The sequence below is a fragment of the Chitinimonas arctica genome (assembly GCF_007431345.1).
GTDB lineage: Bacteria > Pseudomonadota > Gammaproteobacteria > Burkholderiales > Chitinimonadaceae > Chitinimonas > Chitinimonas arctica.
The window spans coordinates 3,738,050-3,753,169 of the sequence record NZ_CP041730.1 but is presented as its reverse complement, the minus strand read 5'-3'; the positions used below and the strand labels follow the sequence as shown (position 1 = coordinate 3,753,169).

Annotated in this window: 19 protein-coding genes; 7 read left to right on the top strand and 12 right to left on the bottom strand. The window is 60.1% G+C overall.

The genetic code is table 11. From position 1 onward, the window contains the following. Positions 1-21: 21 nt before the first annotated feature. Together FNU76_RS17125 and FNU76_RS17120 are read right to left on the bottom strand one after the other, a co-directional pair. Positions 22-855 carry a BON domain-containing protein gene (locus tag FNU76_RS17125; protein ID WP_144279313.1) on the bottom strand — a complete coding sequence of 278 codons (834 nt, stop codon included), beginning with the start codon at positions 853-855 and terminating at the stop codon, positions 22-24. 87 nt (positions 856-942) lie between these two features. Further along, positions 943-1,215 (bottom strand): hypothetical protein, encoded by a 273-nt coding sequence (locus tag FNU76_RS17120; protein WP_144279312.1) that lies wholly within the window; start codon positions 1,213-1,215, stop codon positions 943-945. A 514-nt stretch (positions 1,216-1,729) separates the two neighbouring features. On the opposite strand from FNU76_RS17120, the gene FNU76_RS17115 reads away from it, so the two are divergent. Beyond that, complete coding sequence (locus tag FNU76_RS17115; protein WP_144279311.1) at positions 1,730-2,803, top strand: acyltransferase family protein; 1,074 nt, start codon at positions 1,730-1,732, stop codon at positions 2,801-2,803. On the opposite strand, the gene FNU76_RS17110 is transcribed toward FNU76_RS17115, so the two are convergent. Beyond that, a complete protein-coding gene (locus FNU76_RS17110; protein WP_144279310.1) occupies positions 2,800-3,501 on the bottom strand; it encodes an alpha/beta fold hydrolase in 702 nt (233 codons plus the stop codon). The two genes, FNU76_RS17115 and FNU76_RS17110, sit on opposite strands and share 4 nt — an antisense overlap. 173 nt (positions 3,502-3,674) lie before the next feature. On the opposite strand from FNU76_RS17110, the gene FNU76_RS24150 reads away from it, so the two are divergent. Next, on the top strand, positions 3,675-3,851 hold the full coding sequence (locus tag FNU76_RS24150; protein WP_179958162.1) for a hypothetical protein: 177 nt from the start codon (positions 3,675-3,677) through the stop codon (positions 3,849-3,851). Positions 3,852-3,886: 35 nt separating this feature from the next. Here the strand turns inward: FNU76_RS24150 and FNU76_RS17105 are convergent, their stop codons facing one another. Beyond that, complete coding sequence (locus FNU76_RS17105; RefSeq protein WP_144279309.1) at positions 3,887-4,813, bottom strand: LysR family transcriptional regulator; 927 nt, start codon at positions 4,811-4,813, stop codon at positions 3,887-3,889. A gap of 173 nt (positions 4,814-4,986) precedes the next feature. On the opposite strand from FNU76_RS17105, the gene FNU76_RS17100 reads away from it, so the two are divergent. Further along, the gene (locus FNU76_RS17100; protein WP_144279308.1) at positions 4,987-5,400 is read left to right on the top strand and encodes a RidA family protein; all 414 of its coding nucleotides are present in this window, start codon (positions 4,987-4,989) and stop codon (positions 5,398-5,400) included. Positions 5,401-5,469: 69 nt separating this feature from the next. On the opposite strand, the gene FNU76_RS17095 is transcribed toward FNU76_RS17100, so the two are convergent. Then, on the bottom strand, positions 5,470-6,045 hold the full coding sequence (locus FNU76_RS17095; RefSeq protein WP_144279307.1) for a hypothetical protein: 576 nt from the start codon (positions 6,043-6,045) through the stop codon (positions 5,470-5,472). 160 nt (positions 6,046-6,205) lie between these two features. On the opposite strand from FNU76_RS17095, the gene FNU76_RS17090 reads away from it, so the two are divergent. Next, on the top strand, positions 6,206-7,171 hold the full coding sequence (locus FNU76_RS17090) for a helix-turn-helix transcriptional regulator (RefSeq protein ID WP_144279306.1): 966 nt from the start codon (positions 6,206-6,208) through the stop codon (positions 7,169-7,171). 19 nt (positions 7,172-7,190) lie between these two features. Here the strand turns inward: FNU76_RS17090 and FNU76_RS17085 are convergent, their stop codons facing one another. Together FNU76_RS17085 and FNU76_RS17080 are read right to left on the bottom strand one after the other, a co-directional pair. Further along, entirely contained in the window at positions 7,191-7,811 is a 621-nt protein-coding gene (locus tag FNU76_RS17085; protein WP_144279305.1) for a nitroreductase family protein, read from the bottom strand. Positions 7,812-7,849: 38 nt separating this feature from the next. Beyond that, positions 7,850-8,722 (bottom strand): EamA family transporter, encoded by an 873-nt coding sequence (locus FNU76_RS17080; protein WP_179958161.1) that lies wholly within the window; start codon positions 8,720-8,722, stop codon positions 7,850-7,852. 73 nt (positions 8,723-8,795) lie between these two features. Between FNU76_RS17080 and FNU76_RS17075 the strand changes: the two genes are divergently transcribed. Further along, positions 8,796-9,317, top strand: a complete 522-nt coding sequence (locus tag FNU76_RS17075) for a MarR family winged helix-turn-helix transcriptional regulator (protein ID WP_144279304.1) — start codon at positions 8,796-8,798, stop codon at positions 9,315-9,317. A 35-nt stretch (positions 9,318-9,352) separates the two neighbouring features. Here the strand turns inward: FNU76_RS17075 and FNU76_RS17070 are convergent, their stop codons facing one another. From FNU76_RS17070 to FNU76_RS17050, 5 genes are all read right to left on the bottom strand, one after another. After that, positions 9,353-10,063 carry an autoinducer binding domain-containing protein gene (locus FNU76_RS17070; RefSeq protein ID WP_179958160.1) on the bottom strand — a complete coding sequence of 237 codons (711 nt, stop codon included), beginning with the start codon at positions 10,061-10,063 and terminating at the stop codon, positions 9,353-9,355. Between the two features lie 3 nt (positions 10,064-10,066). Beyond that, the gene (locus FNU76_RS24145) at positions 10,067-10,228 is read right to left on the bottom strand and encodes a hypothetical protein (RefSeq protein ID WP_179958159.1); all 162 of its coding nucleotides are present in this window, start codon (positions 10,226-10,228) and stop codon (positions 10,067-10,069) included. A 1-nt stretch (position 10,229) separates the two neighbouring features. Beyond that, positions 10,230-11,057: a helix-turn-helix domain-containing protein gene (locus tag FNU76_RS17065; protein ID WP_144279302.1), complete on the bottom strand. Its 828-nt coding sequence runs from the start codon at positions 11,055-11,057 to the stop codon at positions 10,230-10,232. 224 nt (positions 11,058-11,281) lie between these two features. After that, positions 11,282-11,674, bottom strand: a complete 393-nt coding sequence (locus tag FNU76_RS17060; protein WP_179958158.1) for a helix-turn-helix domain-containing protein — start codon at positions 11,672-11,674, stop codon at positions 11,282-11,284. Between the two features lie 545 nt (positions 11,675-12,219). Next, the gene (locus FNU76_RS17050) at positions 12,220-12,828 is read right to left on the bottom strand and encodes a TetR/AcrR family transcriptional regulator (protein WP_144279300.1); all 609 of its coding nucleotides are present in this window, start codon (positions 12,826-12,828) and stop codon (positions 12,220-12,222) included. Between the two features lie 107 nt (positions 12,829-12,935). Between FNU76_RS17050 and FNU76_RS17045 the strand changes: the two genes are divergently transcribed. After that, a complete protein-coding gene (locus FNU76_RS17045; RefSeq protein ID WP_144279299.1) occupies positions 12,936-14,438 on the top strand; it encodes a 2OG-Fe(II) oxygenase in 1,503 nt (500 codons plus the stop codon). Continuing rightward, complete coding sequence (locus FNU76_RS17040) at positions 14,435-15,064, top strand: HD domain-containing protein (protein ID WP_144279298.1); 630 nt, start codon at positions 14,435-14,437, stop codon at positions 15,062-15,064. The genes FNU76_RS17045 and FNU76_RS17040 overlap by 4 nt, the downstream gene beginning before the upstream one ends. Positions 15,065-15,120 lie beyond the last annotated feature (56 nt).

The window sequence follows — 15,120 nt, the reverse complement described above, 5'->3', positions numbered from 1 at the left end:
CTTGACCATCTGCCCGAAGCTTCAAATCGATAGGCCCTTGGCCTGCACACTCCGCACGCCGCGGACATTTTTTGCGAGCTCGATGGCCAAGGCCCGTTCCACGCCGCTATTGAGCTTTCCACTTAGCGTGACGATGCCGCTGCGGGTGGTAACCGAAATATCCGACCCCGCCACATTGCTGGAATACAGGAAAGTGGATTTCACCTTGGTGGTGATCCAGCTGTCCGAAATCCCCCGGCCGGCTTCCGTTGCCGATTGCTTGGCGCTATCGCCCAGGGAGGCTTTGCCGTTGCCGATGGTCAATTGATTGTCCACCGACAGCACGCCACGGGTATTCAGGGCCAGGCGGCCGGCCAGATCCTTCGCGGTAGCGTTATCCGCCGTGCCTTTGAGGGTAACCTTGCCCCATTGGGTATCCACTTCGGGACTGGGGCCGCTCAGATACTTGCTCCAGGTCAGCTTGGATTTGACGGCAGCCGAGATGGTGGTGTCGTCGATCACCTGGCCATAGCTACGGGTGCCGGCAGGCGCCGGGGCAACGTAATCGGCCTGCACTTCGATCTGGTTGTCGACTTCCCTGATACCGTTGACGCCCAAGGCAATCTGTTTGGCCAGGTCCTTGCCGACGCCTTCTTCGACCTTGCCGCTCAAGGTGGCCTTGCCATCTCGTACCGATACATGAATGTCATTGGCGCGCAGATGAGGGCTGAGGGCGTAGGTCGTCCATATCTGGCTTTCCTGGCGCACATCGGCAAGGCTCTGGACAACACTATCGGCGGCAAAGGCGCCGCTAACCGCGACCATGGTCAGTGCGACACCGGAGGCGATGATGAAGTTACGGGATTGCAGTTGCATGCTATTTCTCCTTGACCGCCAGCGGTTACCGGCGTGGCGCCATCGCCATGCCTAGACCAGGTAGCGTCGATTATTCTGCTTACCGGCCTACTCCGTTGACGGGGGAAGCGGGGGCGGCGTTTGTTTGACCGGGGTGTCATTGCTACCGGTAGCGGTCTGCGTGCCGTGCTCGGCGGTCTTGGGTGGCACAACTGTAAACGGCGCCTTGATGGCGTCCTTAGGCATGGCATGTCCGGCAAAGACCGGGGCTGCGGGTTTGGGGGCGGTGTTTTTTGCCGCATGGACGGCAGTCGTGTCGTGGTGCTTGGCGGCTGGCTTATGGGTGCGGAGAAATGTGCTCTGCTTGCCTGACTTGTTCATGATGGCCTCTGACTAAAAGCCCGTGGCCCGCAAGATTGCGGGATGCCGGGATCGATGGATCCACCATGGCCCGGAACCCACAGCCGGTCTGTGCGCTAGCGAGCTTATCGCTGCTGATAAAAGCGTCCCGCACACCACCAAGGATTTCCGGAATTGCAGCGGGCTGAATGTATTCCAGCATCCAAATACAGACGACAGGGATTTAAGTGCTTTTCCTATAGTATTAGTATTTTTACGATAGAAATATAGCCATTACATCGACATAATATTCGGACCGCATCTAGGAACAGCAGGGCGCCCTCGCCATCTACAGGAACACGTGTACCCCTATTGGCTTCCAGAAGGCCCGGGGGCTTCTGCCATCTGCTTGACCGGTATTTTAATCTCGCGGCAAATCGCTGCCCTGGCGATCTCCGCGGACGCCAGGAATCCATTACCCCCCCAATGCCCCGTAGGCGGTTCGCTGCCGTTTGGCAGAAACTCATATACAGGACGGAACGTGGGTTTATTTCGAATGATTCTGGCGCTATCGGTCTTTCTGGCGCATGCAACGAGTGTATTTGGAACAGCGTCCGGGATGAACGGCGCAACAACGACATTGACACGCGAGAGCTTAAATATATTCGTATGGTCGGGCCATGCAGTATTTGCCTTCTTCATTCTCTCCGGCTATTACATGGCGATGGTTATTTGCCAGAAATATTCAAAACTGGAAGACGGAACAAAACGGTTCTATTTTAATCGAGCACTCAGGCTTTACCCGACAAACTGGGTAATTTTGGCCTTATACCTACTCTTTTTCATCGTGAGCAACACGCCTTCCTTTATGCTGCTCGACTCGGCGCCGGGGAAGGCATGGCTGACGCCGCTCGCCATATTCAGCAATGTGTTCTTTTTGGGTGCCGAGCTTATCCCGTTCAAGGACCTCAGCAATTGGAATCTGGTCCTCGGACCGATATGGTCGCTGAGCGTGGAGGTCTATTTCTATATCCTCGCACCCTTTATCGTTACACGGTCGATCCGCTTTATTGCCCTGCTCGCATTGGCAAGCGGCATGCTCCGTCTCACGCTCTACCACTTCGGCGTAGCCGTTGTCCCGTGGCGCTACTTCTTTTTCCCCTCCGATCTCGTGTTCTTCTTGATGGGGGTGCTTGTCTATCGCTTGCACGAGCAGGTGAAGGATGCCGCGAGGATGAAGCTGGGTGAACCGCTCGCAGCGGTCGCCTTGTTCGGGTTCATCGCCTACGAGCCATTCTGGCGATACCTCGACCTGGACCAATGGGAGTGCTGGGTCTTCTATATCCTTGTGTGCGTATGCACGCCCTTCCTGTTCAAGCTGACAAAGAACAGCAAGCTCGACACCTTTATCGGACAGCTCGCGTTCCCGGTCTATCTCGGGCATCAACTCGTTTTTTCCGTAGTCTTACGCTACTACAAGGGCTCCTTGGACAAAACGGTTTTGTCGCTGGCAATGACCTTGGCCTTGGCCATCGTTATCTATTTTGCCGTCGACAAACCGCTGGAGGCCTACAGGAAAAGAGTCCGGCAGGCAAAACCCGCTCCTCGCCCGCGCTTGGCTTACGCTTAGCCGTTTGATTGGATCGAGTGGGTGGCGGCCCACGCACCGATGGCGGTCGCGGCATCACCTGGATTGGACTGCAGCAGCAGGTGCGGCGCCGCGATCCTGGCGGTGGACATCGAAGGCAAGGTCGCGCGCAATAGCCGCTCGGCTGCCCGTGCAATCACACGGTCGCCTGTCGCTTGCAGGTATAGCACGGGCACCGCGATGTGATTTGCCGTCTCGCAAGCATCCACGCTCATCACTGCTTGTACGCGATGCCGCAGTACGGCTGGTTTCACCAGGGAAAGTGCCCGATGAAGCTGCGTGGCCTGCCGAGGTGAAGCGTAGCGTCCGAGCATCAGCACATTGACCGCCCAGCGCGGCGCCAAGGCTGGCGATATCGCCCTCGACACCCATCGAAGCGGGGATGGAATTGCAGTCGGCAATTTGGCGAAGGTGCAGCACAACACCACCCCACACAGGCCCGGCAAGCGCTGCGCCGCCAGTCCAATCGCAATCGGCCCGGAAAACGATTCGCCCAACAGAATGAAAGGCTCATTGCTTGGCAGCTGGTTCTGCACCCATTGCGCAAGCTCTGCATAGCCGAGCATCTCGTCCAAGGGATAGCGGATGACGTCCAATGCAAAGAAAGGAGCGATTGCCTCCCGGAAGCCCTCGTACAAGGTGCCCGTGCCATCCATACCCGGCAGCAGTACAAGCTTCATTCTTTCAGCCACTTATCCCCTCGCCCCGTGATTCATCGCTCCCCGCCGCATTTTGCGGCACCTAGTCGACGTTTGGTCCCATTGCCATCGCGAGCAGACAAGCAATTGCCGAAGATGCATCCATACCAAGCGGTCGACACCGCCCAGCCAGACAACCTCACGGGAGCCACACCATGCAACGCGATCAAATCAACACCCTGTTCGAAACCACCCTGCTGCTCGGCGTTGCCGTCTTGTTCGCCGGCGCCTTGCTCGGCGCACTGAAAACGCCGGGCCATGCCGAACAGCCTTCGCTCGCCAAGCATACGGCCACGCAAGTGGCGCAGAGCGAAAACGGCCGGCAAAGCTGACACTGGCCGCTGACGAAGTTTCGGGGATAGCACCTTCAAGTATCTCGTGCGTCCGTAATCGGCGCATATTGCGCCATCAGTTGATCCACCCAGTCGATGAACACCCGCAATCTCGCGCTGACATGCCGATTAGGCGGGAATACCAGGTGCATCGGCATCGATTCGAAGCACCAGCCGTCGAACAGCGGCACCAATTCGCCCTTCGCCACGCGCTCCGCGGCCATATATTGCGGCAAGCAAAGCATACCCATCCCGGCCAAGCCGGCCGCGAGATAAGCATTGCCATCGTCGAGCGCGACGACGTAGCGGCCCCGCACCTCGATGCGCTCGGCATCGCGCCACATGGCGAGCGGCGCGACCTTGCCGGTGCTGGCGCGGAGGAAGCCGACAATGCGATGGTGCGTGTCTTCCAGCTCTCGCGGATGCACAGGCATCCCGGCTCGCGCCAGATAGCTCGGCGCCGCATAGGCGCCAAACCGCAGTTCACCCACGCGACGGGCTACCAGCGTCGAGTCGGTGAGTTCCCCGCCACGCAGTACACAATCCACATTGTCGGCAATGAGATCCACCATCCGGTCGCTGACGCCCAGGTCGAGCTGGATATCGGGGTAGCGCGCGTGGAAGGCCGGCAATGCGGGCACCAAAATCATCGAGGCGAACGGGCTGGGAATATCTACTCGCAAGCGCCCCTTGGGCGAGGCCGATGCGCGCAATAGACTGGTATCGGCCTCCTCAAGATCGGCAAGCAGGCGCACGACACGCGCGTAATAGATAGCACCGTCGGCTGTCACCTGGACCTTGCGGGTGGTGCGATTCAGCAATTTGACGCGCAGGCGCGCTTCCAACTGCTGGATCAGCAGAGACACGGTGGTCTTGCTTATATGGAGCGTCTGCGCTGCCTTGGTAAAGCTCCCCGCCTCCACCACGCGGGCAAATGCCTGCAAGGCATCGAAACGATCCATCCGCTATCCCTGATGTCGATGATTGTTTGCTTTTTGCAAACAATCATTGTGCGTTATTCGTGTTTATCCGCATAGACCGATTTCTTAGAATTTCCCTATCGCGCCACACCGGTGGCGTTATCCACGGCCAACGCAGTTCACCAGCGCCGCAATGAAATCCAAGGAGTCGATCCATGTCCGCACGTGACGTTGTCTTTCCCACCGAGCGCCAAGCGCTATATGAGCGAAATCGCTACTCGCCCGCTGTCCGCGCCAATGGCTTCCTCTTTGTCTCGGGACAGGTCGGCAGCCGGCCGGATGGTTCGCCCGAGCCCGAGCTGGAGGCCCAGGTCAGGCTGGCGTTCAACAATCTGAATGCGATCCTGTCGGCCGCCGGCTGCACGTTCGAGGATGTGGTCGACGTGACGGTGTTCATCGTTGATCCTGCCCGGAATTTCGAGCCGATCTGGAAGATATTCCCGGACTATTGGGGCGATGCGCCGCACCCGACACTGACAGGTGTTGGCGTGACGTGGCTCTACGGCTACCAGTTCGAGATCAAGGTGATCGCGAAGTTGCCTGCTTCGGCCACTCTCTCTGCCAGCTAAGCGAAGACGGCATGGGAACTTGAAAGGGCAAAAAGACTCCTTCGCCCTTTCGAATTTACAGGACGCCCATCAAGCCCGCCGCCATTCCATCACCCAGTTGTGTGCCCAGGTACGTCCGCCATCCTCCGATACCGCCTGGCGCCAGCGGCATCCTCGGGGGGTGATGCGATCCCAGATGCCCAGCGAGATGGTCTTGCGGCCCGCCTCCTCTTCCTCGGCCCAGAACAGGCCCACGCCATTTTCGAAGCTGCCGGTCAGGCCCGGTGGCGCCAGCACCCCGCTGCGGCCATTGACCCAGAAATCGGACCACTGCTTCTTTTCGACATCGAGCAGGCGCAAGCCCATGCCACTGAAGTTGCGGGCCGGGATGCGCAATTCTTCGACACTGCCCACGCCACCCAGAATCGTCCAACAGGTGGCCTCTCCCTCGAAGCGGTCCCACTCGGTCGCGCCGGCCGGCAGCCGCCAATGGCGGATTTTCCATTCGCCGGCCAGGAAGTCGAAGTCGCCGGGCTTGCCCGGGGTGGGCTGCCTGGGCAAGGGCGGTACCGTATCCAACGCGGGGCCGTCGGCCGCCAACGCGGCGGTAGGCAATATGGCCGCGGCGCCAGCGGCCAGGATCAGGTTTCGGCGAGTTTCGTCCATCTGGATATCCCTTTGTTCGGTCAGTGAGGGGCGCGCGCAATAGCCGCGCATCGCTTGGCATGCCGACGCCGCAATGGCGTATCGGACTGGAAGAGATGCTACGCTTCAATACCTGACAAGGAGTGGCAGGTATGATTCGCCGTATTCACACACCACCGCCATGCGATCCAGCCGCCTGCTTTCCATCCTGATGTTGCTGCAATGGCGTGGCCGCCTGTCGGCCACGGTACTGGCGCGCGAATTCGAGGTATCGGTCCGGACCATCTACCGCGACGTGGATGCGCTCAGCGCCAGCGGTGTGCCGGTCTATGCCGAGCGTGGACGGCAAGGCGGCATTACCCTGCACAAGGGCTATCGCACCCGTTTGACCGGTTTGACGCCTGGCGAAGCCGAAAGCTTGCCGCTGGCCGGCATTGCCACCGTGGCCCATGACCTGGGCGTGGGGGTCGAGGCAGCGGCGGCGCAATTCAAGCTGATGGCCAGCCTGCCGGCGGAGGCAGGCGAAGGCGTCCTGCGTATCGCACGGCGCTTCCATATCGACCCGCTGCCCTGGTACCACCGTGCCGAGGCACCCGATTGCCTGCCCGAATTGGCGAAAGCAGTCTGGCGCGAGCACCGCATCCGCATCGATTACGAGAGCTGGCAGAACCACGCCCCGCGCGAGTTGGCGCCGCTGGGCCTGGTACTAAAGGGCGGCCTTTGGTATCTGGTTGCGAGTAGTGGCGGTAAGCGCCCGTACAGCTATCGTGTTTCGAGCATCCGCTCGCTTGAGGTATTGGACACCCACTTCCAGCGCCCAAACGATTTCGAGTTGGCCACGCATTGGCCCGCCGCCGTCGCGGCATTCGAACGCCGGCTGCTGAAGGAAATGGCTACCGTCAGGCTGTCGGAAGAAGGCTGCCGCATCCTGCGCGCGGTCAGTCCGTTGGCGGCCGAGCAAGTCCAGGCCAGTAGCCGGCCATGCGCGCGTGAAGGCTGGATCGAGGCCGAGATGCCGATCGAAACGCCCGAATACTCGGCGCGCCAGTTACTGCGCCTGGGTGCCGAGGTCGAGGTACTCGCGCCGGCGTCGCTGCGCCGCGCCTTGGTGCATGAGGCCCAGGCCGTCCTGGCGCACTATCGATAGACGGCCCCTACCCTGCGGCTCAAGCCAGTTCCATCACTTCCCGCACCGCCCGCCGCGGCTTCTGCGGCCAGTTCCCGGTCTCCGCCGTATAGCCCACCGTCACCATGATGACCGGCAGGTCGTTGGCTGCCAGGGTGAAATCCCGCTTCAATGCCTCCGCGTCGAAGCCGCTCATCGCGCAGGTGGCCAGGCCCATGCCCTGGGCGGCCAGGATCAGCGTCATTGCCGCCAGGGAAGCGGAGCGGATGGCTTCGTCGCGCTGCAAGACCGGATTATCGATATGCGAGCGCTGGGCCATGCCGATCCAGGTATCGAAGGTCGATGGCGTGATGATGCCGGCGCTCACCGAGGGCAGCAGCACCGATGGCAATTGCTCGTGTGCCGCCAGGGTACCGCAGATGATAAAGGTGACCGCCGCATCCACTACCTTGCGCTGGCCGAAAGAGGCTGCCGCGAGACGTTGCTTGGCCTCGGGCGAGCGGACCGCGATGAATTTCCAGTTCTGGAAGTTGTAGGCCGTCGGGGCGCGGGTGGCCAGTTGGACCAATTCTTCGATCTGTTCGTCGGATAGTTGCCGGTCGCTGTCGTAGTAGTTTGTCGAGACACGCGATTCGATCAGGGACTTGATAGGATTGTGCATGGTGTAGGCTTTCCGGTGGGAAGGGAGTTGAAAGCGGATTAACTAGCGGGGCGGCTGGCTTTTTGCACGGCCAGGATGCTGCCGATGACGATAAGCAGGCCCAGCAGCGAGACGCCGGTCATGGACTGTCCCAGTAGCGCCCAGCCAAGGGTTACCGCCGTCAACGGGCTGAGCAGGCCCAGGGAGGAGACCGCCACCGGCGATAGCCTGGCGATGCCGCGAAACCACAAGGCATAGGCCAGCAGCGCGCCAAACAGGGAGAGATAGGCATAGCCAAGCACGTGGACCAGGCTCAAGGCCGGCAAAGGCGGGTCAACGATCAAGGCGACCGGGACCAGCATCAGCCCACCGGCCAGCAACTGCCAGCCGGTAAAGGCCAGCAAGGGCACCTTCGGCTGCCAGCGCCGGGCCAGGAAGGTCCCGGCGGCCATGCAGGCGGCGCCGGCCAGCGCAGCGGCGATGCCCACGGGATCCCATGCCGAGCCGGGCGAAAGCAGTAAGGCGGCCATCCCGACGATGCCCATCACACCGGCCCAGGCAGCCAGCCGGGGTGGGCGGCGGCTGTCCATGGCCCACGCCATGCCCATGACCAGGAGCGGCTGGATGGCGCCCACCACGGCGGCCAGCCCACCAGGCAGACGGTAGGCCGCCACGAACAACAAGGCCTGGAAGAAGCCGATATTCAGCGCCGAGAGTGCGATCAGACGACCCCATTCGTGCCGCGCGGGGAGCGTGCGGCAATATAGCGCCAGTAACAGGCCGGCCGGCAGGGTGCGCAGCAAGGCCGCCGTAAACGGACGATCAGGCGGCAGCAAGTTGGTGGTGACGATATAGGTGGTGCCCCAGATGACGGGCGCCAGGGCGGTAAACAGGGTATCTAGCCAAGGATTGCGGCTTTGCATGGCGGTCATGGATTTATCTTCAATTCAAGGTAATTCATCTTAGCATACAATCTTGAACTCAAGACAAGTGGGAGTAGCAGGAATGAATACAGAACGGCCAATGGATGCGGTGGATGCCATCCTGAACCAATGGCATCGCGAGCGGCCCGACCTGGATGTCACCCCGATGGGGCCGATCGGCCGCGCCAGGCGCTGCTCGGCCTTGCTGCAGATCAGGCTGGATGAAACCTTCGCGGCCTTCGGATTGACCAGTTGGGAGTTCGATGTCCTGGCAACGCTAAGACGATCCGGCGCGCCCTACCGGCTAAGCCCCACCGCCCTGTTCTCCACGCTGATGATTACCTCGGGCACCATGACCCATAGGCTGAAGCGGCTGGAGGCATGCGACTGGGTGCTGCGGGTGCAGAACAGCGACGATGCGCGCAGCATGCTGGTGCAACTGACGGATAAGGGCCTGGAATTGATCGATCGCGCGGTTGCCGCGCATGTGGAAAACGAGTGGCGTATCCTGGCGCCGCTGGGAGCGGAAGCGCTACGCGCCCTGGATGAGAACCTGGCAAAACTGCTGGCGGTGCTGGAGCCTGGAGAGGACTTGCCGACCTGACGGTGGGCCGGGCACATCCGATTACGCCGATGCGGCTAGATCTGGCCCAACACGCCGGCTCGGGCGGCGAGGATGGAGGCGGTCATCGGGTCGGTGGTGCCCATCTTCATGGCAGCGCTTTTCAAGGTCTGCTGCACGAAGTCATAGCCTTTGTGCGGGCGCAGCCGGCGTGCCAATTCGAGCGAAGAGAGGCCGGCATAGGTCCAGCGCAACACTTCCTTCTCGGCGCTGGATAGCGAGTTTTCGAGTTGGGACAGCGAATCGAACAGGGAAACCACGGTGCCGGACAGCAGCCGCGTGAACTTGTCCAACCGCCCTAATTGATCGGCGATCTGCTCGCGCGTGCCATCGAGCGGCTGGTCGCGGTCCAGCGATATCACCATTCTGCGGTCGCCGCCCGGACGCACGGGCGCGATCAGGCCGGCGCTGATGCCGACATGGCTGCCGGCTTCCCAGATATCTTCACATTTCGCATCGACATAAAAGGATCGATCCCAGCTGAATGGAATGGGTTCGCCCTTCAACCGCGCCAGTACCGGATCGCGGGTCGCGATATCGGGTATGTCGAAACTTGCATCGGGATGGTTGTCGATAAAAAAAGCCCGTTCGCTCACCGATGGGTTGATATACCCCAGTGTATAGGTGTCGAAGCCAAGGCTTCGCGCGAACCGATGCACCTCGGCCTGCACATCCTTTTCCAGCCGGATATCTGCCAGCGTATCGGCTATCGAACGGGAATCGATCACTATTTAGACGCCTTTTACGATGCTATCGACAATCTCGAGTATTTTCTCAAACAGCGTCATTTCACGTGCCGGCGCGCAGTTCGTAGCAGACCTGTCCTCCGCCGCCACGGCATGGGCGGTCGAAACCATCAGAACGGCGGCGATAATGAACGTCTTCACTTGCATTTCAGTACTCCTGTGAGGTCTGCTTGAGCGGAGGGCCCGATGCCATCTGCCGCAGCAAAATAAGTATACGGACGACATCCTTACTTGAAAAAAAACGTCCGTTCACAGGATCATGGGGTGGCGGGTTGTCATCGCAAATTATGACGGTTTGCACGACCTGCCCCAAGTATTCGTCGATCTGTCTGGCGAATTGTTCGGCGTGGCGCGACAGCAGGATCAGGATGTCGGGCGCCTGCTTCTGGCTGGCCGCCAGCAAATCGGTCAATTCCAGCGGCCGCTTGGTATCGTAGCCATGACTGGCCAGGCCGGCGGCCAGATTACGGGCAAAGACCGGATCACAATCGGAATAAATGGTTACGCGGCAACTATCGCGCGAAATCTGCCGGCACTGCATCTCTACCCGGCGTAGCGGGAAGCCCGGCTCGCGCCTGTTGCGAAAGCGATCCACCTGCCAGACGCCGTCGTGCTCCCATGCCAGCAGTTCGTGCGCATTGAGCGGGGTGTGCAGGGTCGGGTCCAGCCAGGCGATGCAATCGATGGAAACGCCGCTGACAGCGATCTTGGCCACCACCACCGTGGTCGCTTCGGTCTCCTCATCCCACAGCGCGGCAACCGAAACGCCCAGCGCGCCGGCTATGCGGCCCAGCATCTCGATCTTCGCCGGTCCCCGTGTAAGGTGGCGGTAAGCCACCGTCCGGTCCACCCCCAGCATGGCGGCCAGCGCACTGACCTGCCGCGCCGGATCCGGTTCGAACAGAGTCAGTATCCGCTTGATATTGGCGGCGATTTTCGGCGGCGTGAGCATCGAACCATTTTTATGCTGTTGCACGTTTTGTCACAGTCCACTCTTGATTTAAGGCCTCAAAGCGATAGCCTCTACTGCATACCTCGCCATGATCGGGGTGATACAAAAAATATCGATAGGGGGAACATGCTATGGCGGTAGATTTATTCGCCGATCAGGATATCGGCGTATTGGTGGAATACTTCGTGCCCTTCCTGTGCTCGCTGCCGAGCGCGGAGAGAACTCAATGTATTCAAGATGTTGCACAACTACTCCTGCGCCATGCTGGCGATCAGCACGCGGACACCGGCGATAAAGCCCTTGACTGACTTTCCCGCCGCCTTGGCTTGGCGTATCTGCTCGAACAGATCCTGCAGCGCGGCCTTGCTGGCCGGGTCGAGGCCGGCGAACGGGTCGGCGTGTTGCGGATCCGCGACGCTTGCGGATTCGGCCGGCGCTTTGAGCGGGGCTGTCATGCTGCCTATGCCCAGCTCGAGGTAATCGATCTCGCATCCGACCGTTCTGGCGATGGCGGTGATCTTGTCACCGGGCAGGCCACGCCGCTTCCAGTTGGATAGCGCCTGGGGCGACTCGTTCAGCAAGCGTGCGAGCGATGCCACACCGGTCACCCGGCTGGGGTGCAGCGTGGTTGCTGCATGCATGAGGCGCTGGAAATCTTGGGGCATTGCGGGGGTGCTTGCTGACTGGGACGAAAGAAGCATTAAACACCGTGTTTGCGTTCAATGCAAACATGGTGTTTATGCTGATATGCGTTCACTTGTCACTTTTCGAAAGACAGCTGCACCCAGTTATTGGAGTATGTGGAGGTTGCCTGGCTGACTGTAAGCCAGACTGTTTTCCACCCGCCGTCAATCGTACGAAACATGAGCCGGAATCTGTTTGCTGAATTGACGGAAGGATTTGATACGCTGGCGGCTGAACGGCAAGGCAAGGCCTCCTTGCGCCGCCACACCGTCGAGGCAAAGTCGGTAAAGTCTGTGACAGCTGCAGAGATGGTGGCGTTAGTGCCAAGTTGCACCTTTCACGCCCAGTGTTTGCACATTACCTCCGTACTAACCCCCGTACACTGGAAAGTTGGGAACAGGGACGGGCAAAACCGAATGCACAAGCCACAGCGCTGATTCGCTTGGTCGAACGATTTCCTGACACGATTGAGAAACTCGCGGCGATCTAGTCCTAACCGGCCTCAACCCGGCGGTGCAGTTTCCATGCTCAACACGGCATATCGAAGCGCAGCCTGGGAGGCATACCCCACGGGCATTACCGCGCCAGCTGCGCTCGCTAGCAGAAAGGCGCCCTCCATCAAGGCCAGCAAGCCGGCCGCCAACTCGCGCGCACTACCCGTAGCGCGCTGCTGCCGCTGCATACAAGCGGCAAGCAAGTCTGCCAGCAAATCCAGCTCATTCGCGATGGCCCGCTGGTAGACCTCTCGAACCTCCGCTTGGCGTACGGCCTCCGCACCTATCATCACCCAGGCCGCGACGACCTCAGGCGCAGCACCTTCTCCCAGCTCCAAGCGTGCCTCCAGATATGCGGACAACCGCTGCATGGGGTCGTCGGCACTGCCGACGATTTGCTCGAAACGGCGCTGGCCAAAATCGGCAAGTGTCGTGACCAACGAAACCAGGATCTCCTGCTTGCTCTTGAAATGGTAGTGCAGCAACCCTGGCGCGAGCCCTGCCGCCTTGGCGATTGCCTGGATGGTTGCCTTCTCGTATCCCTGCGTCGCCATTACTGATTGCAGGGCCTGGACGATCTCGGCGCGCCGGGCTTCGGTATTGGGTTTTCTTGGCATGTGCAGTCAGGATTATTGGTTATATGACCAAATAATACTTGCATTCACCTCCTGCGTGGCGTTAAGGTGCATTAATATTGGTTAAACAACCAAATTAAAGTCACCAAATGACAAACCAGACCATTGCTTACCCGCTGCCAAGTTCTGCCGGACATTGCGTCGTCATCGCTGACTTCCTCTCCAGTGCAGAGTGTGCCGAACTGATCGCCAGGAGCGAGGCAAGGGGCTATGCCCAGGCTTCGACGGACTATCCGCCCTCATACCGCAATAACGACCGGCAGGTAGTCGATGACCTGGCGCTTGCGGACCGGATGACCGAACGGCTGCGTCGGCATGCGCCTGCCAACCTGCAGCTCGACGGGGAGAGTTGGCACTTTGATCGAGTCAACGAGCGCTTTCGTTTTTGTCGCTATCAACCCGGTCAGCATTTCACGCTGCACCAGGATGGCGTACATCACCGAGGCCCTTTGCGCCGTTCCTGCCTGACATTCATGATCTACCTGACCGACGGTGCAACCTTCCAAGGCGGCGACACCGTGTTTTACTCGGCAGGCCCCGGTGGCACGCCTGGAGGCGAGGCAGCGAAGGAAATCGGGCGGGTACGTCCTCGCGCCGGCAGTCTTATCCTGTTTGCGCACAGCATCTGGCATGCGGGTGAGCAAGTCAGCCATGGCATCAAGCATGTCATGCGCAGCGACCTTATCTATTGTCGCGATGCCAGGCCGGATGAGCCACTATTGTCGCCACACGAGCGCGGTCACGATGGCTATATCTGGACGTTAGCCCCTCTGGATGATGGGCTTATCGCCAGCGGCGGGCGTGATGCGCAAATTCGGCTGTGGGACGCGCAAGGGAATACCATCCGACAGCTGCATGGCCATGGTCAATCCGTACTCGGCCTGGCGGCGCTGCCAGGCCGCCGCCTGGCCTCGGTATCGCGCGACCGTTCACTCCGCTTTTGGGATTGGACAACGGGCCATTGCGAAAGGGTGGTCATTGCGCACGAAGCCGCCGTCCTGAGCGTTACGCATCTGCTGGATAGAAGGCTTATCACCTGCGGTGCCGACGGGCTGGTCAAGCTCTGGGACGATCAAGGCACACCCAGCGGCAAGCTCGAAGGCCATCAAGGCTGGGTATGGGAAACAGCGCAATTGGGGTTGGAATGCTGGGTGAGCGCGTCCGAAGATGGAAGCGTGCGGCTTTGGGATAGCGTTACGCATCGGTGCCTCGCCGTGTTACCGGGAGAAGTTCCGCTGAGAGCACTACTTATCGTGGGGCAGGCCATTTGGACTGGGGATATCGAGGGCGATATCACTTGCTGGGAGGAACAAGGCCATAGCTGGCGCGCCGCGCGAAAGTGGCAAGCACATGGCGCAGGCATCCGACGTCTAAAGTTGCTCGATTCAAACCATGTGGCAAGTTGCAGTGAAGACTATCTGCTCCGCATCTGGCATTGCGACAGTGGCGAGTGCGTATTTGAAGCCCGCCACCAGAACTTCGCGACCGATGTCGTGCAACTTGGAAATAGCGTACTGAGTAGTTCCTATGACGGCTGCCTGCATCATCACTGCTGGCCCGGTTTGGCCGCAGAGCAAGGATATCGAGCATGATGGACTTCAGGACCGCTTGGACAAAGATGTGGCCTCGCCTTGGGCTGATCGAGAGTCCGGCCTGCCTGGACACACTGCTGGCGCGTTATTCCGAGCCTCACCGCCACTACCACACCTTGCAGCACCTGGAAGAGTGTCTGGTGTTGTTTTGGGAAGTAGAGGCTCTCGCCGAACATGCCGCCGAGGTGGAAATTGCGCTTTGGTTTCACGACGCAATTTATGAGCCTTTACGCCAGGACAATGAGCAACGCAGCGCGGACTGGGCGCGCGAGACCTTACTGGCAGCCGGTGCCGAGCGGCAGGTGGCCGAGCGGGTATATGGTTTGATCATGGCAACCCGGCATACCGCCGAGCCACGGGGACAAGACGCACAGCTACTGATCGATATCGACTTGGCCATACTTGCCGCCAAGCCGGCGCGCTTCGACGAGTACGAAGAGCAAATCCGTGCCGAATACCGCCACGTGCCGGAGCTTCTATTTCGGAGTAAACGGCGTTCGGTACTCGAAAAATTCCTGGAACGGCCGCACATATACAGCACGCAGCCCTTGCGCGAACGGTTCGAAGCGGTTGCCAGGGACAACCTGGCCAAGGCGATTGACTGCGGGCGCCAGTATTTATATTGATCGCCATGCCGGTTGTTGCTGACCAAGGTTATGGCGGCTATTGACCGATGTAACCC